The organism is Variovorax sp. EBFNA2, assembly GCF_033802765.1.
Taxonomy (GTDB): Bacteria; Pseudomonadota; Gammaproteobacteria; order Burkholderiales; family Burkholderiaceae_C; genus Variovorax; species Variovorax paradoxus_H.
On the sequence record NZ_CP138496.1, the window covers coordinates 1,472,846 to 1,491,485 of the forward strand.

Here is an 18,640-nt window from a genome sequence, read left to right on the forward strand (position 1 = left end):
CCCTGGTTTTTCTTCAGCTGGCTGCGGCGGTGCGCGTCGCACGGCCCGCCTTGCGGTCCGCACAGGCCTGCTTGAATTCCGGCGTGGCGCGTGTTTCCTTCGAGAAGCGCTTCGAGGCCACGCTGCCGTCCATGCACACGCGGTCGAGTTCGGCCTGCGCGCTCTTGTTGCCCGCATGCGCGGCATGGGCCAGCAGGCGCACCGCGTGGAAGGGCAGCGCGCCCGAGCTGCCGGACGACGCGGTGGCTGCAGCGGTCGTCGGCTGCGGTGCTGCTGCGGCCTTGACGGGCTCCGCGGGCAGCGTGCGTGCGGTGCTCGCCGACGTCGGCAGGCGCTCGACGGCGGTGAAGTCGCCGCTCTTGCCGGCGCGCTCGACCATCTGCCGGTAGCTGTCCATCATGCGCGACGTGTCCTTGGGCGTGAGCTCCTTCGCCGGCTTGGCGAGGTAGGCCGCGACCTCGGGCGGCAGCGCCGCGTTCACGGTGCTCAGTTCGTGCGCGCCGCCGAAGCCTCGCGAGCCGGCCTGCGCGGCATGCGCTGCGTCGTCGCCCAGCGCCATCGCGCCCTTGGCGGCCACGCCCGTCGCGCCTTCGGCTGCTACTGCACCAGCGCCGACTGCGGCCCCTTTGCCTGCCACGCCGGCCGCCTTGCCGGCGGTTGCAGCCTTGCCCGCCGCCTTGCCGATCAGGCCCCAGAAAGCGTAAGCGGGCGGGGCGAGGGCGGCGCCTGCGAGCGCGGCGCAGAGGACGAGGGCGGCCCGGCTCGGACGCGACAGGAGAGGGTGAAAGCGTGTGCGTGACGGCATGCCGCAATGCTAAGCGCAGGCAGCGGGCACGCCGCCGCGGAGCGCGCGGCATACTGCGCGACTCCGATCCCTTTTCTCTTTTCTTCTCTTCCTTCGAACGGATTCCCCATGGCAGGTTTGCAAGCCGGCGCGCCGACGCCCCAATCGATCACCGTGCACGGCCAGTCGCGTGTGCTCGAAGTCGGCTTCTCGGACGGCGCGACCTTTCGCATTCCCTTCGAGCTGATGCGCATCTATTCGCCGTCGGCCGAAGTGCAGGGCCACGGCCCGGGGCAGGAAGTGCTGCAGACGGGTAAGCGCGAGGTCGAACTGGTGGGGCTGGAGCCGGTCGGCAACTACGCGGTACAGCCCGCCTTCAGCGACGGCCACAACTCCGGCATCTACACCTGGAGCCTGCTGTACGACCTGGGCGCCCGGCAGGCCGAACTGTGGGCCGACTACGAGCGGCGCTTGGCTGCGGCCGGCGTGGACCGCGATGCGCCGATGGCCGACAAGGGCGGCAGCGCCTGCAGCAGTCACTGAGCGCCACCGGAACCGAGGGTAAACATACCCTGTTGCTATTGAAAAGATAGCATTACACGCAGCAAGCATGCGTGTTGCGGCGGCCCTCCCTTGGAGGAAAAAGCAACAAATGTCCGCCGTGCCCGCGGGGTCGTCGCCTTGAAGGAATGCCTTCCGGCCTAACATCCAGCGCATGAGTACAACCCACTTCGGCTTCGAGAAAGTCGACGAAAGCGAGAAGGCGCAACGCGTTCGCGGCGTCTTCGACTCGGTGGCCTCGCGCTACGACATCATGAACGACCTGATGTCGGCCGGCCTGCACCGGGCCTGGAAGGCCTACACCGTGATGGTCGCGAACGTGGGCGAAGGCTCGCGCGTGCTCGACATCGCGGGCGGCACCGGCGACCTCGCGCTCGCCTTCTCGAAGAAGGTCGGCGCCACGGGCCAGGTGGTCCACACCGACATCAACGAAGCCATGCTGCGCACCGGCCGCAACCGCCTGCTCGACGCCGGCGTGGTGCTGCCCACCACCGTCTGCGATGCAGAGAAGCTGCCCTTTCCCGATGACCACTTCGATGTGGTCACCGTGGCCTTCGGCCTGCGCAACATGACGCACAAGGACGTCGCGCTCAAGGAGATGAACCGCGTGCTCAAGCCGCGCGGCAAGCTGCTGGTGCTCGAGTTCTCGAAGGTCGCGAAGCCGCTCACGAAGGCCTACGACTGGTATTCGTTCAACGTGCTGCCGCGCCTGGGCAAGCTCGTGGCCGGCGACGACGCGAGCTATCGCTACCTGGCCGAATCGATCCGGATGCATCCCTCGCAAGAGGAGCTCAAGACCCTCATGAAAGAGGGCGGTTTCGGACATGTGGACTATCACAACATGACGGGGGGAATTGCAGCCCTCCATGTTGGAATCAAGTGTTGATCACGATGACGACGCGAATTTTTCGCTCAAGAGGAGACGGCATGAAGAGTTTGGGTTCTTTGTTTTTGGCGGCTGCGCTGGTGCTGGTGAGTGTTCAGGCGGAAGCCGCTCGCATGGGCGGCGGCAAGTCCGTCGGTCGCCAGTCGTCCAACGTGACGCAGCGCCAGGCCACGCAGCCGACGGCCCCCGCGCAGCAGAACGCGACCAATGCGGCGCCGAAGCCCGCAACGCCCGCCGCCGCTGCACCGAAGCGTCCGTGGGGCGCGATGCTCGGCGGTCTCGCCGCCGGCCTGGGTCTGGCATGGCTCGCGAATTCGCTGGGCCTGGGTGCCGGCTTCGCCAACATCCTGCTGATCGCGCTGCTGGCCTTTGCCGCATTCGCGGTGTGGCGCATCTTCAAGGCGCGCTCGGCCGCGTCGTCGGGCAACGCCAACCGCCAGGGCGCGTTCGCGTTCCAGGGCGCCGGCAGCCCCGCCGATGCACGCGCACCGGCACAGTACAGCCCGGCCAACGTCGGCAACGACGCCTCGGCACGGCCGTGGGAGCGCAACGCCACGGCGTTCGATGCCACGCCCGCCGAGTCGGAGCGTCATGGCAGCAGCCTGTCGGCCGCGGGTGCCGCAGCCGGTGGCAGCATGATCGGTTCGGCGCTCGCCGGTTCGCAGTCCTGGGGTGTCCCCGCGGGCTTCGATGCCGACGGCTTCCTGACCGCCGCCAAGCGCAACTTCGTGACCCTGCAAGACGCCTGGGACCGCGCCGACGTGTCGATGCTGCGTTCCATGATGACCGACAGCATGGTCGAAGAGATCCGCACGCAACTGGCCGATCGCGCCAGCCACACGGGTGGTTCGTCGAACAAGACCGAAGTCGTGATGCTCGACGCCAAGCTGCTCGGCATTGAAGAGCTGCCCGATGCCTACATGGCGAGCGTGGAGTTCTCCGGCATGATCCGCGAAGACGCCTCGGCGGGCCCGGCCCCGTTCCGCGAAGTCTGGAACATGACCAAGACCGGCAGCGCCGGTTGGCTGGTGGCAGGCGTGCAAGCGTTGCAATGACAAAAACCTGGGCTACAGCCGTGACCCGGCTGTAGCACTGACGGGATAATGGGGACCATGGCTACACCATCGTCCCCTTTTTCTTTGCTCGGCGACCTGTTCAACCGCATCGGCGAACGCCTGCAACCGCCGGACTGGGCGATCCACGAGATCCAGCACCGCGTGGTCCTGTTCATGAACCACGTGCTGCAGCAGGAGCCCGAAGCACAGCAGCGGCTGCTGCGCCAGCAGGGCCGGGTGGTGCGCTTCCAATGGCGCTTCGTGACGATGGAGCTGGTGGCCACACCGGCCGGCCTGCTCGACCTGGCACCCGCCGGCTCCACGCCCGAACTCACGCTCACCGTGATCGATGACTCCCCCTTCGACATCGCCCGTGCCACGCTGCGCGGCGACAAGCCCTCCGTGCAGATCGTCGGCGACGTGCAGCTCGCGGCCGAGGTCAACTGGCTGGTCGACCATGTGCGCTGGGACGTCGAGGACGACCTGGCCCGCGTGATCGGCGACGTGCCTGCGCACACGCTGGGCAACGGCGTGCGCCGCGTGGTGGGCGCGCTGCGCCAGTTCGTCGGCGACCGCTCGGCACGCGCCGGCGGTGCGGCGGGCCACGCCGAATGAGTCGCTTCTATCGCGGCCTGTTCATCGTCTGGGTCGCACTGCGCTATGGCCTGGACGAGCTCGTGCTCACGAGCTTCCAGAAGCCCTGGCTGCGCGTGGTGGCACGCATCGTTTCTGTCGGCCGCAACCTCGACGCACCGCGCGGCCAGCGCCTGCGCGAGGCGCTGGAGCGGCTCGGCCCCATCTTCGTGAAGTTCGGCCAGGTGCTGTCCACGCGGCGCGACCTGCTGCCGCCCGACATCGCCGACGAGCTGGCTTTCCTGCAGGACCGCGTGCCGCCGTTTCCCTCGGCGGTGGCGGTCGCGACCATCGAGCGCGCCTTCCGCCGTCCGGTGAGCGACGTGTTCGTGCAGTTCGACGAGACGCCGATTGCGAGCGCCTCGATCGCGCAGGTGCACTTCGCGACCATTCGCACGAACCAGGGGGAGATCCGCGACGTGGCGGTGAAGGTGCTGCGCCCCAACATGCGCGGCGTGATCGAGAAGGACCTGGCCCTGATGGCGATGATGGCCGGCTGGATCGAAAAGCTCTCGCCCGACGGCAAGCGCCTGAAGCCGCGCGAGGTGGTCGGCGAGTTCGACAAGTACCTGCACGACGAGCTCGACCTCGTGCGCGAGGCGGCCAATGCCGCGCAGCTGCGCCGCAACATGGCCTCGCTCGACCTGGTGCTGATCCCCGAGATGTTCTGGGACTTCTGCCACCCCGAGGTCATCGTGATGGAGCGTATGAACGGCGTGCCCATTGCCCAGCTCGAGAAGCTGCGCGCGGCCGGCGTCGACATTCCCAAGCTCGCGCGCGACGGCGTGACGATCTTCTTCACGCAGGTGTTCCGCGACGGTTTCTTCCATGCCGACATGCACCCGGGCAACATCCAGGTGAGCCTGGCGCCCGAGACGTTCGGGCGCTACATCTCGCTCGATTTCGGCATCATCGGCACGCTCACGGAGTCCGACAAGGAGTACCTCGCGCAGAACTTCGCGGCCTTCTTCCGACGCGACTACAAGCGCGTGGCCGAGCTGCACCTGGAAAGCGGCTGGGTGCCGCAGGGCACGCGCATCGACGAACTCGAGGCCGCGATCCGCACCGTGTGCGAGCCGTACTTCGACCGGCCGCTGAAGGAAATCTCGCTGGGCATGGTGCTGATGCGCCTGTTCCAGACCTCGCGCCGCTTCCACGTCGAGATCCAGCCGCAGCTCGTGCTGCTGCAGAAGACCTTGCTGAACATCGAGGGACTGGGCCGCAGCATCGACCCCGAGCTCGACCTCTGGGCCACGGCCAAGCCTTTCCTCGAGAAGTGGATGGTCGACCAGATCGGGCCGAAGAAGCTGTTCCAGCAGCTGCGGGCCGAGGCGCCGCGCTATGCGAAATTGCTGCCGCAATTGCCGCGTCTGCTGCACGATTTCCTGGAAAATCGGCCGCCCGATCACCGCCGCGAGTTGCTGGAACTGCTGGCCGCGCAGAAGCGCACCAACCGGCTGCTGCAGGCCATTCTTTATGGTGGCGTCGGATTCGTCCTGGGTTTGCTCGCCATGCAACTGCTGCTGCGCGTGCGCTTGTTCTAGAGGCTGGAGGAGTTTCGCCGTGTTGCTGACGCTGGTCATCGTCTATCTGCTGGTCACCATCGCCATCGGCCTGTACGCGGCCAAGCGGGTGAAGAACACCACCGACTTCGCGATCGCGGGGCGGCACCTGCCGCTGTTCATGATCATCACGACCACCTTCGCGACCTGGTTCGGGTCCGAGACGGTGCTCGGCATTCCGGCCAAGTTCATCGAGGGCGGCCTGGGCGGCGTGGTCGAAGACCCGTTCGGCGCGGGCACCTGCCTGATCCTGGTGGGCCTGTTCTTCGCGGGCAAGCTGTACCGCATGACGCTCCTGACCATCAGCGACTACTACCGTGAGCGCTACGGCCGCAGCGTGGAAGTGGCCTGCTCGCTGATCATCATGCTGAGCTACCTGGGCTGGGTGTCGGCGCAGGTCACGGCGCTGGGGCTGGTGTTCAACGTGCTGTCGGCCGGCGCCATCAGCATTCCGGTGGGCATGGTGATCGGCGTGGTCTCGATCCTGGCCTACACGCTGTTCGGCGGCATGTGGTCGGTGGCCGTGACCGACTTCATCCAGATGATCATCCTGGTCGTCGGCCTGGCGGTCATCGCGATGTTCGCGGGCGACATGGCCGGCGGCGCCGACAAGGTGATCGCCTTCGCGGTCAGCAAGGACCTCTTCAAGTTCTGGCCCGAGCCCAACTGGCACGACATGGTGTTCTTCTTTGCCGCGGCCATCACGATGATGCTGGGCTCCATTCCGCAGCAGGACGTGTTCCAGCGCGTGATGTCGGCCAACAGCGTGAAGGCGGCCACGCGCGGCCCCGTGATCGGCGGCGTGGCGTACATCCTGTTCGCCTTCGTGCCGATGTTCCTCGTGGCCAGCGCGCTCCTCATCATGCCGGACGAGGTCGCCGTGCTGCTGAAGGAAGATCCGCAGAAGGTGCTGCCCACGCTGGTGCTGCAGAAGATGCCGTTCGTGATGCAGGTGCTGTTCTTCGGCGCGCTGCTGTCGGCCATCAAGTCGACGGCCTCGGCCACCTTGCTGGCGCCCAGCGTCACCTTCACCGAGAACATCTGGCGCCAGTTCCGCCCCGCCGGCACCGACCGCGAGAACCTGATGACGATGCGCATCACGGTGCTGCTGTTCAGCGCCGCCGTGCTGGCCTACGCGATTCGCATGCAGGGCACGCCGATCTACGAACTGGTGTCGGGCGCCTACCAGGTGCCGCTGGTCGGGGCCTTCGTGCCGCTGGTGTGCGGCCTGTACTGGCGCCGCGCCACCACCCAGGGGGCCATTGCCTCGATCGCGGGCGGCATCGGCGTCTGGCTGCTGTTCATGGCGATGCCCTGGGGGGCCGCATTCCCGGCGCAGCTGGCCGGTGTGCTGTCCGCGTTCGCGGGCATGGTCATCGGCTCGCTGCTGCCGCAATGGATAGCGAACACTCACACGCCGCACCGCCTCCTGGCGACCGAGCCGGCCTGACCGCGGGCAGGGCCGCACCCCTGCGGCCCTTGCGGGCGGGGTCGCCCCTATAATCGAGGGCTTTGCGAGCGGCAGCTGCGTCGCTCATTTCCACCCCGATTCCCATGCCCATTTACGCCTACAAGTGCAGTTCCTGCGGCTTTGCCAAGGACGTTCTGCAGAAGATGTCGGACGCGCCGCTCTCGGTGTGCCCGGAATGCGGTGCGAGCGCATTTGAAAAGCAGGTCACGGCCGCCGGCTTCCAGCTCAAGGGCTCGGGCTGGTATGTGACCGACTTCCGTGAGGGCGGCGGCAAGAAGTCCGAGGCCACCACCACCGCGCCCGCTGCTTCCGGCGACGGTGCCAAGTCGGCCGATGCGCCTTCTTCGTCCTCCGCTTCCAGCCCCGCACCGGCGCCCGCGCCGGCCCCCGCTGCTCCGGCTGCCCCGGCTGCGGCCAAGAGCGGCGACTGACGGAACCCTTTCATGTCCGCCCTCCGCAAATGGTTGTTCTCCGGCTTGCTGGTGATCGTTCCGCTGTTCATCACCCTGGCGGTGCTGAAGTGGATCATCGACACGCTCGACCAGACGCTGTGGGTGCTGCCGGGCGCCTGGCAGCGCTGGCTGTACGACAACAACATCCGCGGGCTCGGCGTGCTGCTCACGCTGGCCATCCTGCTGGTGGTCGGCGCTATTGCGAGCAACTTCGTCGGCAAGCGCCTGCTCGGCTGGGGCGACGCCGTGGTGCGGCGCATTCCGGTCGTGCGCTCGATCTACTCGAGCGTCAAGCAGGTGTCGGACACGCTGTTCTCCGAGAACGGCAACGCCTTTCGCACGGCAGTGCTGATCCAGTGGCCGCGCGAGAGCGTGTGGACCATTGCCTTCGTGACCGGCGCGCCGGGCAACGAGGTGGCCGAGCACCTGGGCAGCGAGGAATTCCTCAGCGTCTACGTGCCGACCACGCCCAACCCCACCGGCGGCTACTTCGTCATGCTCAAGCGCAGCGACTGCGTCGAACTGAAGATGAGCGTGGACGAAGCGCTCAAGTACATCGTCTCGATGGGCGTGGTCGTTCCAGGCGGCCCCTCCTCGGTGGCGATCAAGCCATCCCACTCATAAAAACGAACGCGCCACGACGGCGCCGGAAGTCCTTTCTATGGCCATGCGTACTCACTATTGCGGTCTTGTGACCGAAGCCCTGTTGGGCCAGACCGTCACCCTGTGCGGGTGGGTCAACCGTCGCCGCGACCACGGCGGCGTGATCTTCATCGACGTGCGCGACCGCGAAGGCTACGTGCAGGTGGTGTGCGATCCCGATCGCGCCTCGACCTTCGCCGTGGCCGAGAACCTGCGCAACGAGTTCTGCGTGCAGATCACCGGCCTCGTGCGTTCGCGCCCCGAGGGCACGACCAACGACAGCCTCAAGAGCGGCAAGATCGAAGTGCTGTGCCACGAACTGAAGGTGCTGAACCCGTCGGTCACGCCCCCGTTCCTGCTGGACGACGACAACCTGTCGGAAACCACCCGCCTCACGCACCGCGTGCTCGACCTGCGCCGCCCGGCCATGCAGCGCAACATGATGCTGCGCTACAAGGTGACGATGGAAACGCGCAAGTTCCTCGACGCCAACGGCTTCATCGACATCGAGACCCCGATGCTCGGCAAGTCCACGCCCGAAGGCGCGCGCGACTACCTCGTGCCCAGCCGCGTGCACGACGGCAGCTTCTTCGCGCTGCCGCAGTCGCCGCAGCTGTTCAAGCAGCTGCTGATGGTGGCCGGCTACGACCGCTACTACCAGATCGTGAAGTGCTTCCGCGACGAAGACCTGCGCGCCGATCGCCAGCCTGAATTCACGCAGATCGACATCGAGACCTCGTTCCTCGCCGAAGAAGAAATCCGCGAGATGTTCGAAGGCATGGTCCGCACCATGTTCCGCAACGCCGCGGACATCGACCTGCCGGTGTTCCCGACCATGAGCTACGCCGACGCGATGTTCAAGTACGGTTCGGACAAGCCCGACCTGCGCGTCAAGCTCGAATTCACCGAACTCACCGAACTGATGAAGCGCGTCGAGTTCAAGGTGTTCTCGAACGCCGCCACCATGGCCGGCGGCCGCGTCGTCGCACTGCGCGTGCCCGGCGGCGGTGCCGAGGGCGGCCTGTCGCGCGGCGAGATCGACGCCTATCAAGAATTCGTGAAGATCTACGGTGCCAAGGGCCTGGCCTACATCAAGGTCAACGACGCAGCCGCCGGCCGCGAAGGCCTGCAGAGCCCGATCGTCAAGAACCTCGACGACGCCACGCTGGCCGAGATCATCGCCCGCACGGGCGCCCGCAACGGCGACATCCTGTTCTTCGGTGCCGACAAGGAAAAGGTCGTCAACGACGCCATCGGCGCGCTGCGCGTGAAGATCGGCCACAGCGCCTTCGGCAAGAAGGCCGGCCTCTTCGAGGACCGCTGGGCCCCGCTGTGGGTGGTCGACTTCCCGATGTTCGAGTTCGACGAGGAAGGCCAGCGCTGGAGCGCCGTGCACCATCCGTTCACTGCACCGAAGGACGGCCATGAAGACCTCATGGACACCGCGCCCGAGAAGTGCATTGCCAAAGCCTACGACATGGTGCTCAACGGCATCGAGATGGGCGGCGGTTCGGTGCGTATTCACCGCGAGGAAGTGCAGAGCAAGGTGTTCCGTGCGCTGAAGATCAGCGCCGAAGACGCGCAGCTCAAGTTCGGCTTCCTGCTGGACGCGCTGCAGTACGGCGCCCCGCCGCACGGCGGCATTGCCATCGGCCTGGACCGCCTCGTCATGCTCATGACCGGCGCCGAGTCGATCCGCGACGTGATCGCCTTCCCCAAGACCCAGCGCGCGCAAGACCTGCTGACGCAGGCGCCGAGCCCGGTCGACGAGAAGCAGCTGCGCGAACTGCACATCAAGCTGCGCAACACGCCGCAAGCCGCGGCCTGAGGCCGGCCGGTTGGCTCGGGCAGGGTGATTGGCTAAAATGGCTAATCATTCCCCGGAGCCCGCCATGCAGATCACCGCCACCGAAGCCAAGAACCGATTCGGCTACTACCTCGGCCAGGCCGAGCGCGAACCGGTGCACGTGATGAAGAACGACCGCGTGGCGGTCGTTCTTGTTTCTGCGGCGCGCTTTGCGGAACTCGAAGCGCTGGAGCAAAAGAAATCGATGGCGCAGCGCAGGCGCGAGTTCAATGCGGAATACAAGGACTGGATTGCTGCGCAGAACGAACTGGTGGAGAAGCACGGGCTGTGGTGCGAGGGCATGGTGGCCTGGCAGGACGCGCCTTGAATGGCACAGTTCGACATCTACGAGAACCCTCGGCTCGAGGCGCGCCGGACGGTTCCCTACGTCGTTGATGTGCAAAGCGGCCTGCTCGATCATTTGTCGACGCGCCTTGTCATTCCCGTGTTTCGCGTTGGTGCGCGCCAAGCACCGGTCAACTTGTGCCCGACAGTTGAAATGGATGGAGAGACGTTGTCCTTGATGCCGCACCTGGCGGCCCCTCTCTCAGCAAGACTTCTCAAGAAACCAGTCGCTTCGCTCGCTCCCCGCGCTGGTGAGGTGGCAGCCGCATTGGATGCTGTGCTCAGTGGTTTCTGATCCGCGCCCCTTCAAGATCCCCGAATCGGTGCTGGTCGTGATCCACACGCCCGCGCTCGACGTGCTGCTGATCCGGCGCGCCGATGCCCATGAGTTCTGGCAATCGGTCACCGGCAGCAAGGACACTCTCGACGAGCCGCTCGCGTTCACGGCCGCCCGTGAAGTCGCCGAGGAAACCGGCATCCAGTGCGGCGAGGGCACGCCCCTGGCGTCGCAGCTGATCGACTGGCAGCTGCGCAACATCTACGAGATCTACCCCGGATGGCGCGCGCGCTACGAACCCGGCATCACCCACAACACCGAGCACCTGTTCGGCCTGTGCGTGCCCGGGCGCCTGACGCCCGTGCTCGCCGCGCGCGAGCACACCGACTGGCAATGGCTGCCGTACCGCGAGGCAGCAGACGCCTGCTTTTCCCCGTCGAACGCCGAAGCCATTCTGTTGCTGCCAGAATTTGCGCGATGAACCAGCCGGCAGCATCAGCAGCGCACAACCTTCGGGTCGCGACCTACAACATCCACAAGGGTGTCCAAGGGATCGGGCCGGCGCGCCGGCTTGAGATCCACAACCTGGGCCACGCCATCGAGCAGCTCGATGCCGACATCGTCTGCCTGCAGGAGGTGCGCAAGATGAACCGCCAGGCGGCCGCCCGCTTCCCGCGCTGGCCCGAACTGCCGCAGGCCGACTTCCTGGCGCCCGAGGGCTACACGGCCGTCTACGAGACCAATGCCGTCACGCGCCATGGCGAGCACGGTAATGCGTTGCTCACGCGCTGGCCGGTGATCCGCACCAGCCACCAGGACATTTCCGACCACCGCTTTGAACAGCGCGGCCTGCTGCACGCGGTGATCGAAGTGGAAGGCCGTCCGATTCATGCCATCGTGGTGCACCTGGGGCTCATCAAGGGCAGCCGCGTGCGGCAGGTGGCGCGGCTGCGGGAGTTCATCGAGCGCGAGGTGCCGGTCGACGAGGCCGTGGTGGTGGCCGGCGATTTCAACGACTGGGGCGCGCGCATGCGCTACGCCATGAACGCCATGGGCCTGCGCGACGCCAGCGACCTGCGCGGTCCGCGCACGCTCACGTATCCGTCGCGGCTGCCGGTGGCGCAGCTCGATTTCGTCTACGGCCGCCAGCTCGAACCGCTGGCCTGCTCGGTACCGCGCGGCCCGATCTGGGCCCGCATGTCTGACCACCTCCCGCTGGTAGCTGACTTCTCGCTACCTAATTGATAGCATTGCTCCGAGAAGGGGCGGGCGTTGCAGCCCGAATCCCTTGGAGCCATTCACTGGTACGATCCCCGCCATGCTGAGGAAAACCGACGTCGAACCGCTTCCCGATCGAAAAGACGATGACGAGGGCACGCCCGTCTCCGTCAAGATCCGCGAGCGACTGAATGCAGCGCGCAAGCGTTTCAACGCCAACGACAACATCGCCGAGTTCATCCAACCCGGCGAACTGGAGTCGCTGCTCGACGAGGTCGAGGTCAAGATGAAGGGCGTGCTCGACAGCCTCGTCATCGACGTCGAGAACGACCACAACACCGACAACACCGCGCGCCGCGTGGCCAAGATGTACCTCAACGAGGTGTTCCGCGGCCGCTACGTACCGCCGCCGCCGCTCACCGAGTTCCCTAACGCCGAGCACCTGAACGAGCTGATGATCGTCGGCCCGATCACCGTGCGCAGCGCCTGCTCGCACCACTTCTGCCCGATCATCGGCAAGCTCTGGATCGGCGTGATGCCCAACGAGCACACGAACGTGATCGGGCTGTCGAAGTACGCGCGCCTGGCCGAATGGGTCATGGGCCGCCCGCAGATCCAGGAAGAGGCCGTGGTGCAGCTGGCCGACCTGATCCAGGAAAAGACGCAGCCCGACGGCCTGGCGCTGGTCATGGAAGCCGAGCACTTCTGCATGGCCTGGCGCGGCGTGAAGGAAATGGACAGCAAGATGATCAACTCCGTCATGCGCGGCGTGTTCCTCAAGGATCCGAGCCTGCGCCGCGAATTTCTCTCCCTCCTGCCACGAAAGAGCTGAGCCATGCTGGTCCGTCTTCTCTACGCCAGCCGCGCCGTCGATACCAGCCCCGAAGCCATCGAGGCGATCCTCGCAAAATCGCGCACGCACAACCCGGCCTGCGGCATCACCGGCATCCTCTGCTACGGCGCTGGCACCTTTCTGCAGGCCATCGAGGGCGGGCGCGACGCCATCAGCGATCTGTACGGCCACATCCAGCGCGATGCGCGCCACAAGGACGTGGTGCTGCTGCACTACGAAGAAATCTCCGAGCGCCGCTTTGGCGGCTGGACGATGGGGCAGGTCAACCTCTCCAAGCTCAACGCCTCGACCTTGCTCAAGTACTCCGAGAAACCCGAACTCGACCCGTACAAGGTCTCGGGCAAGGTCTCGCTCGCGCTGCTTGAAGAACTGATGGCCACCGCCGCCATCGTCGGCCGCCACTGATCCCGGTTCCGCCGGGGTGCCGCTTTCTGCCTTTGCGCTGATCCTGCTGGCCGGGGTCATTCACGCCAGCTGGAACATCGCCGCCAAGAAGGCGAACGGCGACGCGCGCTTCGCGTTCCAGAGCGGCGTGTTCATGGCCGTGGTGTGGGCGCCCGTGGGCATCACGCTCGGCTGGAGCGTCGTGCCGACCTGGGGCACGAAGGAGTGGATGTTCATCGTGCTGAGCGGTGTGCTGCACGTCTTCTATTACGTCGTGCTGCTGCGCGGCTACCGCAAGTCGGACCTCACGGTGGTCTATCCGTTGGCACGCGGCTCGGGGCCGCTGCTCTCGTCGCTGGTCGCGATCCTGTTCCTCGGCGAGAAGATCAGCCTCGTCGGCGTGGCCGGCATCTTCGGCGTGGTGCTCGGCGTGTTCCTGGTGGCCGGCGGCCCGCGCCTCTTTCACAAGAAGCACGACCCGGTGCAGCGCGAGCGCGTGCAGAAGGGCCTGCGCTACGGCGTGCTGACCGGCGCCTTCATCGCGGCCTACACGATCACCGACAGCTACGCCGTCAAGTTCCTTGCGATGTCGCCGATCCTGCTCGACTACATGAGCAACTTCGTGCGCCTCGTGCTGCTGCTGCCCGCCGCGCTGCAAGACCGCGCGACCACCGCGCGCATGTGGCGCGAACAGTGGAAGTACGCGCTGCTGGTGGCGGCGATCAGCCCCGTCTCGTACGTGCTCGTGCTGTACGCGGTGCAGCAGGCGCCCATCTCGCACGTCGCGCCGGCGCGCGAGGTCTCGATGCTGTTCGCGGCGCTGATCGGCGGCCATCTGCTGCGCGAAGGCGATCGCATGCTGCGTCTGCTGGGCGCGCTGTTCATCGCGGCCGGCGTGATCGCGCTGGCACTGGGTTGACCGAAGGCAGACGATGCTCTTCGGCTGCGATTTCTCGAGCGCACCGACCGCCCGCAAACCCATCGTCGTGGCTGTCGGCGAGATGGCAGGCCCGGGCATCGTCGCGCTGACCCGCCTGCACCGCTTCGCCGCGCTCGACGCGTGGGGCCAGTGGCTCGACAGCGGCACGCCCGCCTGGGTCGGCGGTTTCGATTTTCCCTTCGGCCTGCCGCGCGAGCTGGTCGAGCACCTGCAGTGGCCCACGGCATGGGACGCGCTGATCGCCCATTACGCCGCCCTGAGCCGCGCCGAGATTCGCGACACCTTCGCCGCCTTCTGCGCGGCGCGTCCCATTGGCGGCAAGTTCGCACACCGTGCGACCGATGCGCCGGCGGGGTCGAGTCCGTCGATGAAGTGGGTGAACCCGCCCGTCGCCTACATGCTGCACGCCGGCGTGCCGCGCCTGCTCGCGGCGGGAGCCACGCTGCCAGGTCTGCACGCCGGCGCGCACCCGGACCGCATCGCGCTGGAGGCCTACCCAGGCCTGCTGGCGCGCGAACTCATCGGCCGGCGCAGCTACAAGAGCGACGAGCTTGCGCGCCAGTCGCCCGAGCGCGAGGTGGCGCGCGCCGACCTGCTGGCCGCACTCGAGGCCGGGCAGACACGCCTGGGCCTGCGGCTCGAACTCACCGCCGCGCAGCGCGACGGATTGAGGGCCGATGCCAAGGGCGACGAGCTCGATGCGGTGCTGTGCCTGCTGCAGGCCGCATGGGCCCGTCAGCGTGCCGACACTCCCGGGCCTGGCTACGGATTGCCGTGGGCCATCGACCCGCTCGAAGGCTGGATCGTCAGCGCCTGAGCGGCTCGCCCTCGCTTGCTTGTCCTACAGCGCTTCGGGGCTGTGGCGCCGCCCGTGCGCAGGGGGAGGGGAATAGATTGTCGGGAGTGGACCAGCCGGTCCACGCACCCCTGATCGAAGGAGGATTACCCATGACAACATCGAACCATTCCCTCGCGCCCTTTGCCGCCTCGCGCACCTGGCTGGCCGTGTTTGCCGCCGGTGCCGCGCTGACCCTGGCCGCCTGCGACAAGCCGGGCAACCAGACGGCAGGCGAGAAGCTCGACAGCGCCGTCGCCAAGACCGAGCAGGCGGCCTCCGATGCCAAGGCCAAGTCCGAACAGGCCGCGGCCGACGCCAAGACCGGCATGGCCGGCGCCACGGCCGATGTGAAGGAAGCCGCCAAGGACGCCTCCGCCGCCGTGAGCGCGACGGTCGACGACGCCGCCATCACTGCCTCGGTCTCGGCTGGCCTGGCCAAGGACCCGGACCTGAGCGCGATCAAGATCGACGTCGACACCAAGGGCGGCGCCGTGAGCCTCAAGGGCCCGGCCCCCACGGCCGCCGCCAAGTCGCGCGCCGAGGAGATCGCCAAGGCCGTGCAAGGCGTGAAGTCGGTGGACAACCAGCTTGAAGTGAAGGGCTGACCGGTCCTTCCGCTGCGCCCAGCAAAAAGCCCGGTTCGACCGGGCTTTTTCTTGGGTGCGTGCAGCGGGCGCGGGGTCAGGGCGGGTCTTGCCGCGACGGCCGCGCGGGCTTCTGCATCAGCGTGTTGACCAGATCGGCCACGTCGGAAGTCTTGAGCACGGCCGCGACCACGGCCGTGGCCGAGAGCAGTCGCCAAGGGCGCACGAGCACCAGCAGCGAGCCCGTGGCCGCCGCGGCGGCCATGAGCTTGACCGGTTCCGTGCGGGCGTAATGTTCGAGCAGGGGACGGACCAGTTGACCGGCCGCGTGCGCGGGATGGCGGCGCCACCAGCGCTGCATCACGCCGCGCGCCATGGCGCTCCAGACGTTGCGGCGGCGCCCCGGCGAAGCGGATGATTCGCCCGTGCCGGTGTCGTGGTGCGCGTATTCGAGATCGTCGCCGGCGTCGTCGCCATCGAAGGCGCGGCGCGGCGCCGGGGCCTCAGGCTCCTCGCCGTTCAGTTGCCGCACGAGCGCCCGGCGCGAGAGGGCCAGCCGCTGCTGCGGGGTGAGCTGCGATGCGGCAGTGCGGCGGGGATCAGTGCTGCTCATGGCGGGCTCCGGCGGCATGCAGCGCTTCGACGTCGGCGGCCAACTGGGCCCGCAGATCGTCGAAACCATAGTTCGGACTCGGGCGGGCGGCGATCCAGGCGCAGATCGCCGCGATCACCACGGCGACCGCAGGCACGGCCACCAGCACCCAATGGAAGCTGCCGTGCAACACGCCGAGCAGCACGGCCACGCCGATCAGCCCGAGTGCAAGCACGGCGGTGGCCACCGCCAGCACGCCTGCGATGAGGCGTGCCATGAGGCCGCGCCCCGCCTCCGCACTCTCCTGCCGGACCAGGGCGGCGTAGTTGGCGAGGTGATCGGCAATGAGCCCCGGGTGCCCGAGCACCGTCGAAAAGATCGGATGAAGCATGTGCGAGGGTGGTCGGGCGGGGAGTCGGTCGGTCGGTCGGTCAGTGGCGATGCAACGGATCAGTAGTCGTCGCGGCTGCGGCGGCTGGCCAGCACGATCAGCGCCGTGATGGCGGCACCGGCGGCAGCGGCCAGCAGCACCGAGCGCACGGGCTGGTCGGAGATGTAGCGGCCCGTCACGTCGGCGGCCTGTTCGATGCGGCGCTGGGCGCGGGCGCTGGTGGTCGAGGCGGCATCGAGGCCGCGCTGCACGGCCTGCTGCACGCGGGCGGCCAGTTGCTCGACGGCAGGCTCGGCGTCGCGGCGCAATTCGCGGACCTTTTCGCCCGCCGCATTCACCGCGTTCTGAGCGTAGGCGCGGGTGGTTTCGGCCGCCTCGTGGGCGGTCTGGCGCGCGTCGTCGGCGAGTTGCGAAGGGGTCTTGGTCGTGTTCATGGGAGAGTCCTTTCCGGGAAGATGAAATGCGGGAGCCTGTGGATCGTAACTACGCTACTTGCGTCGTAGCAAGCCGGCCAGGAAGCTGGCGATGGCGAGCACGGCGAAGATGATGAAAAGGACCTTGGCAATACCCACCGCGCTGGCAGCGATGCCACCGAAGCCGAACACGGCGGCGATGAGTGCGATGACCAGAAATACCACGGCGTAGTGCAGCATGCGGAACTCCTTCGAGGCTTCCCTCTTTGTGGTTTGAAGCCGTGCATCGGGGCGCATCGGTGAAGAAGCGGCCCGGTGCCGGATGACACAGGACCCACCTTAAGGGCAGGGCCGCGACGGCCCTGTCAGCGACCGGGGCGGGGGAGCGTAGGAGGCGACCGAGTCGCCGCAGGCCGGGGCGTGAAGAAATGCCACCGCCCGTCAGGCCGCGCGCGGCGCGGCGGTGTCGGAGGCCGCCGGCTTCACCACCGGCAGCATCGCGCTGAGCCGCGTGCCTTGCCCGGGTGTCGAGGTGATGGTGAGCTTGCCGCGCGCCGCCTCGACCCGGTGGCGCATGCCCGCCAGGCCGTGCGTCGAAGGGCGCATGCGCTGCGCGTCGAAGCCCTTGCCGTTGTCCGCCACCTCCACGATCACGTGGTTGGCGTAGTTCTTCAGCACGATGGTGGCTTCGGTGGCCTCGGCGTACTTGCCGATGTTGGTCAGGCTCTCCTGCACCATGCGGTAGATCGTGAGCTGGCGCGACTCGTCCATGGTCACGGGCTCCAGCGCCATCTCGATCTCCAGCCCCGAGCGCTCCCCGAACTCGCGTCCCAGGATTTCCAGCGAGGCGACCAGCCCGAGGTTGGAGAGCGACGAGGGCCGCAGGTCTTCGATGATGCGGCGCTTCAGCGCAATGCCGCTGTTGAGCAGTTCGGTCAGATGCTGCAGCCGCTGGATCGCGTCGGGTGAGTCGGCCAGCCGCGACTTCAGCCGCGCCACATCGAGCTTGGCGGCCGTGAGCAGCGAGCCCAGTTCGTCGTGCAGCTCGCGCGCCAGGTAGCCGCGCTCGGTCTCGCGCACGTCCTGCAGGTGGGTGGCGAGCTCGCCCAGCGAGGCGGTGCGCTCGCGCACCTCGTCTTCGAGTGCATTGCGTTCGCGCTGCAACGCCTCCTGCTGGCGCTCGCCGACAGAGCGCAGCGCGTGCGTCTGGCGCAGGTACAGGAAGAAGGCGATCAGCGCGGCCAGTGCGACGATGCCGGTGCCGATGCGCGCCAGTTGCAGCGACTTCATCACCTGCTGCTGGCCGGCCTGCAGCGTGGTGTTGCTGGCCTTCACCAGCGCGTTGGCGGTGGCGCGGATGGCTTCCATCTCCTCGCGCCCGACGTCGGTGGTCATGACGAACTTCCAGGCGTCCTCGTTGCCCTCGTGGCGCAGCCGCACGCTCATGTCCATCTCGGCGATCTTGCGCAGCACATGCTTCGAGAGCTCGGACAGCTGGGCCCGCTCGGCCGGGCGCTCGGCATACAGCTGGCGCAGCGTGGCCAGGTTGCCGTCCACCTGCCTGACCGCGATGTCGTAGGGCTGGCGGTAGGCGGCCTCGCCCGTGAGCAGGAAGCCGCGCTGGCCGGTTTCGGCGTCCAGCATGTTCTGCAGAATCTGGTTGAGCGCGCCGCGGATCTGCTGCGCCTCGTCGATGTCCGCCAGCGCGCGGCTCGACTGCCGGTATCCTGCCTCGTTGATGCCCACGAGGGCCAGTGCGGCCAGCGCCGCGAGCAGGAGGCTCATGGCCATTTTTTGAGGGGCTAACCAGTGCATGACACCTTCAGGGTCGCATTCAATGCAACTTCGTGAATAATTGACAACAATCAGGGACCGGCATGCTGCGGCTTCCACCCGTGCAGCACAACGACGAA

24 protein-coding genes are annotated in these 18,640 nt (G+C 67.2%); 18 read left to right on the forward strand and 6 right to left on the reverse strand.

From position 1 onward, the window contains the following. Positions 1-13: 13 nt before the first annotated feature. Entirely contained in the window at positions 14-805 is a 792-nt protein-coding gene (locus tag RZE79_RS06635; protein ID WP_319359515.1) for a hypothetical protein, read from the reverse strand. Between the two features lie 108 nt (positions 806-913). Between RZE79_RS06635 and RZE79_RS06640 the strand changes: the two genes are divergently transcribed. From RZE79_RS06640 to RZE79_RS06725, 18 genes are all read left to right on the forward strand, one after another. Then, positions 914-1,327 (forward strand): DUF971 domain-containing protein, encoded by a 414-nt coding sequence (locus RZE79_RS06640; protein WP_319359516.1) that lies wholly within the window; start codon positions 914-916, stop codon positions 1,325-1,327. 172 nt (positions 1,328-1,499) lie between these two features. Then, positions 1,500-2,231: a bifunctional demethylmenaquinone methyltransferase/2-methoxy-6-polyprenyl-1,4-benzoquinol methylase UbiE gene (gene ubiE / locus RZE79_RS06645; RefSeq protein WP_056578284.1), complete on the forward strand. Its 732-nt coding sequence runs from the start codon at positions 1,500-1,502 to the stop codon at positions 2,229-2,231. Positions 2,232-2,272: 41 nt separating this feature from the next. Continuing rightward, positions 2,273-3,286, forward strand: a complete 1,014-nt coding sequence (locus tag RZE79_RS06650; RefSeq protein ID WP_319359517.1) for a Tim44-like domain-containing protein — start codon at positions 2,273-2,275, stop codon at positions 3,284-3,286. Between the two features lie 57 nt (positions 3,287-3,343). After that, on the forward strand, positions 3,344-3,901 hold the full coding sequence (locus RZE79_RS06655; protein WP_153285764.1) for an SCP2 domain-containing protein: 558 nt from the start codon (positions 3,344-3,346) through the stop codon (positions 3,899-3,901). Further along, on the forward strand, positions 3,898-5,463 hold the full coding sequence (gene ubiB / locus RZE79_RS06660; protein ID WP_153285763.1) for a ubiquinone biosynthesis regulatory protein kinase UbiB: 1,566 nt from the start codon (positions 3,898-3,900) through the stop codon (positions 5,461-5,463). Before RZE79_RS06655 ends, ubiB begins: the two co-directional genes overlap by 4 nt. 19 nt (positions 5,464-5,482) lie before the next feature. Next, positions 5,483-6,931, forward strand: coding sequence for a sodium:solute symporter family protein (locus RZE79_RS06665; RefSeq protein ID WP_319359518.1), 1,449 nt, complete (start codon positions 5,483-5,485; stop codon positions 6,929-6,931). A gap of 104 nt (positions 6,932-7,035) precedes the next feature. After that, on the forward strand, positions 7,036-7,383 hold the full coding sequence (locus RZE79_RS06670) for an FmdB family zinc ribbon protein (protein WP_153285761.1): 348 nt from the start codon (positions 7,036-7,038) through the stop codon (positions 7,381-7,383). 12 nt (positions 7,384-7,395) lie between these two features. Beyond that, positions 7,396-8,028, forward strand: a complete 633-nt coding sequence (locus RZE79_RS06675) for a DUF502 domain-containing protein (RefSeq protein ID WP_056578295.1) — start codon at positions 7,396-7,398, stop codon at positions 8,026-8,028. A 37-nt stretch (positions 8,029-8,065) separates the two neighbouring features. Then, positions 8,066-9,874: an aspartate--tRNA ligase gene (aspS, locus tag RZE79_RS06680; RefSeq protein WP_153285760.1), complete on the forward strand. Its 1,809-nt coding sequence runs from the start codon at positions 8,066-8,068 to the stop codon at positions 9,872-9,874. Between the two features lie 64 nt (positions 9,875-9,938). Then, complete coding sequence (locus RZE79_RS06685; protein ID WP_153285759.1) at positions 9,939-10,220, forward strand: type II toxin-antitoxin system prevent-host-death family antitoxin; 282 nt, start codon at positions 9,939-9,941, stop codon at positions 10,218-10,220. Next, a complete protein-coding gene (locus tag RZE79_RS06690; RefSeq protein ID WP_153285758.1) occupies positions 10,221-10,532 on the forward strand; it encodes a CcdB family protein in 312 nt (103 codons plus the stop codon). Beyond that, a complete protein-coding gene (gene nudB / locus RZE79_RS06695) occupies positions 10,510-10,995 on the forward strand; it encodes a dihydroneopterin triphosphate diphosphatase (RefSeq protein ID WP_373696544.1) in 486 nt (161 codons plus the stop codon). Before RZE79_RS06690 ends, nudB begins: the two co-directional genes overlap by 23 nt. Further along, positions 10,992-11,759 carry an endonuclease/exonuclease/phosphatase family protein gene (locus RZE79_RS06700; RefSeq protein ID WP_319359520.1) on the forward strand — a complete coding sequence of 256 codons (768 nt, stop codon included), beginning with the start codon at positions 10,992-10,994 and terminating at the stop codon, positions 11,757-11,759. The genes nudB and RZE79_RS06700 overlap by 4 nt, the downstream gene beginning before the upstream one ends. A gap of 73 nt (positions 11,760-11,832) precedes the next feature. Beyond that, positions 11,833-12,564: a GTP cyclohydrolase I gene (gene folE, locus RZE79_RS06705; RefSeq protein WP_153285755.1), complete on the forward strand. Its 732-nt coding sequence runs from the start codon at positions 11,833-11,835 to the stop codon at positions 12,562-12,564. Between the two features lie 3 nt (positions 12,565-12,567). Beyond that, a complete protein-coding gene (locus RZE79_RS06710; protein ID WP_101489005.1) occupies positions 12,568-12,990 on the forward strand; it encodes a BLUF domain-containing protein in 423 nt (140 codons plus the stop codon). Between the two features lie 16 nt (positions 12,991-13,006). Beyond that, the gene (locus RZE79_RS06715) at positions 13,007-13,888 is read left to right on the forward strand and encodes a DMT family transporter (RefSeq protein WP_319359521.1); all 882 of its coding nucleotides are present in this window, start codon (positions 13,007-13,009) and stop codon (positions 13,886-13,888) included. A 13-nt stretch (positions 13,889-13,901) separates the two neighbouring features. Further along, positions 13,902-14,726 (forward strand): DUF429 domain-containing protein, encoded by an 825-nt coding sequence (locus RZE79_RS06720; protein ID WP_319359522.1) that lies wholly within the window; start codon positions 13,902-13,904, stop codon positions 14,724-14,726. A 131-nt stretch (positions 14,727-14,857) separates the two neighbouring features. Continuing rightward, the gene (locus tag RZE79_RS06725) at positions 14,858-15,352 is read left to right on the forward strand and encodes a BON domain-containing protein (RefSeq protein WP_319359523.1); all 495 of its coding nucleotides are present in this window, start codon (positions 14,858-14,860) and stop codon (positions 15,350-15,352) included. 76 nt (positions 15,353-15,428) lie between these two features. Here RZE79_RS06725 and RZE79_RS06730 read toward each other — a convergent pair whose 3' ends face one another. The 5 genes from RZE79_RS06730 to RZE79_RS06750 all read right to left on the reverse strand — a co-directional run bounded on the left by RZE79_RS06730 (position 15,429) and on the right by RZE79_RS06750 (position 18,518). Then, positions 15,429-15,944, reverse strand: coding sequence for a hypothetical protein (locus RZE79_RS06730; RefSeq protein WP_319359524.1), 516 nt, complete (start codon positions 15,942-15,944; stop codon positions 15,429-15,431). Further along, positions 15,931-16,314 (reverse strand): hypothetical protein, encoded by a 384-nt coding sequence (locus tag RZE79_RS06735; protein WP_319359525.1) that lies wholly within the window; start codon positions 16,312-16,314, stop codon positions 15,931-15,933. The genes RZE79_RS06730 and RZE79_RS06735 overlap by 14 nt, the downstream gene beginning before the upstream one ends. 59 nt (positions 16,315-16,373) lie before the next feature. Further along, positions 16,374-16,748 carry a hypothetical protein gene (locus RZE79_RS06740; protein WP_153285749.1) on the reverse strand — a complete coding sequence of 125 codons (375 nt, stop codon included), beginning with the start codon at positions 16,746-16,748 and terminating at the stop codon, positions 16,374-16,376. A 54-nt stretch (positions 16,749-16,802) separates the two neighbouring features. Then, positions 16,803-16,967 (reverse strand): DUF1328 domain-containing protein, encoded by a 165-nt coding sequence (locus RZE79_RS06745; protein WP_070063586.1) that lies wholly within the window; start codon positions 16,965-16,967, stop codon positions 16,803-16,805. Between the two features lie 201 nt (positions 16,968-17,168). Beyond that, positions 17,169-18,518, reverse strand: coding sequence for a CHASE3 domain-containing protein (locus RZE79_RS06750; protein ID WP_153285748.1), 1,350 nt, complete (start codon positions 18,516-18,518; stop codon positions 17,169-17,171). Between the last annotated feature and the right edge of the window lie 122 nt (positions 18,519-18,640).

Coding starts and splice junctions, on each gene's coding strand:
- RZE79_RS06675 (WP_056578295.1), top strand. CDS start 7,396: ATGTCCGCCCTCCGCAAATGGTTGTTCTCCGGCTTGCTGGTGATCGTT.
- nudB (WP_373696544.1), top strand. CDS start 10,510: ATGCTGTGCTCAGTGGTTTCTGATCCGCGCCCCTTCAAGATCCCCGAA.
- RZE79_RS06650 (WP_319359517.1), top strand. CDS start 2,273: ATGAAGAGTTTGGGTTCTTTGTTTTTGGCGGCTGCGCTGGTGCTGGTG.
- RZE79_RS06725 (WP_319359523.1), top strand. CDS start 14,858: ATGACAACATCGAACCATTCCCTCGCGCCCTTTGCCGCCTCGCGCACC.
- ubiE (WP_056578284.1), top strand. CDS start 1,500: ATGAGTACAACCCACTTCGGCTTCGAGAAAGTCGACGAAAGCGAGAAG.
- RZE79_RS06745 (WP_070063586.1), bottom strand. CDS start 16,967: ATGCTGCACTACGCCGTGGTATTTCTGGTCATCGCACTCATCGCCGCC.
- RZE79_RS06640 (WP_319359516.1), top strand. CDS start 914: ATGGCAGGTTTGCAAGCCGGCGCGCCGACGCCCCAATCGATCACCGTG.
- RZE79_RS06635 (WP_319359515.1), bottom strand. CDS start 805: ATGCCGTCACGCACACGCTTTCACCCTCTCCTGTCGCGTCCGAGCCGG.
- RZE79_RS06670 (WP_153285761.1), top strand. CDS start 7,036: ATGCCCATTTACGCCTACAAGTGCAGTTCCTGCGGCTTTGCCAAGGAC.
- RZE79_RS06700 (WP_319359520.1), top strand. CDS start 10,992: ATGAACCAGCCGGCAGCATCAGCAGCGCACAACCTTCGGGTCGCGACC.
- RZE79_RS06740 (WP_153285749.1), bottom strand. CDS start 16,748: ATGAACACGACCAAGACCCCTTCGCAACTCGCCGACGACGCGCGCCAG.
- RZE79_RS06690 (WP_153285758.1), top strand. CDS start 10,221: ATGGCACAGTTCGACATCTACGAGAACCCTCGGCTCGAGGCGCGCCGG.
- RZE79_RS06710 (WP_101489005.1), top strand. CDS start 12,568: ATGCTGGTCCGTCTTCTCTACGCCAGCCGCGCCGTCGATACCAGCCCC.
- RZE79_RS06730 (WP_319359524.1), bottom strand. CDS start 15,944: ATGAGCAGCACTGATCCCCGCCGCACTGCCGCATCGCAGCTCACCCCG.
- RZE79_RS06735 (WP_319359525.1), bottom strand. CDS start 16,314: ATGCTTCATCCGATCTTTTCGACGGTGCTCGGGCACCCGGGGCTCATT.
- RZE79_RS06685 (WP_153285759.1), top strand. CDS start 9,939: ATGCAGATCACCGCCACCGAAGCCAAGAACCGATTCGGCTACTACCTC.
- aspS (WP_153285760.1), top strand. CDS start 8,066: ATGGCCATGCGTACTCACTATTGCGGTCTTGTGACCGAAGCCCTGTTG.
- RZE79_RS06750 (WP_153285748.1), bottom strand. CDS start 18,518: ATGGCCATGAGCCTCCTGCTCGCGGCGCTGGCCGCACTGGCCCTCGTG.
- RZE79_RS06655 (WP_153285764.1), top strand. CDS start 3,344: ATGGCTACACCATCGTCCCCTTTTTCTTTGCTCGGCGACCTGTTCAAC.
- ubiB (WP_153285763.1), top strand. CDS start 3,898: ATGAGTCGCTTCTATCGCGGCCTGTTCATCGTCTGGGTCGCACTGCGC.
- RZE79_RS06720 (WP_319359522.1), top strand. CDS start 13,902: ATGCTCTTCGGCTGCGATTTCTCGAGCGCACCGACCGCCCGCAAACCC.
- folE (WP_153285755.1), top strand. CDS start 11,833: ATGCTGAGGAAAACCGACGTCGAACCGCTTCCCGATCGAAAAGACGAT.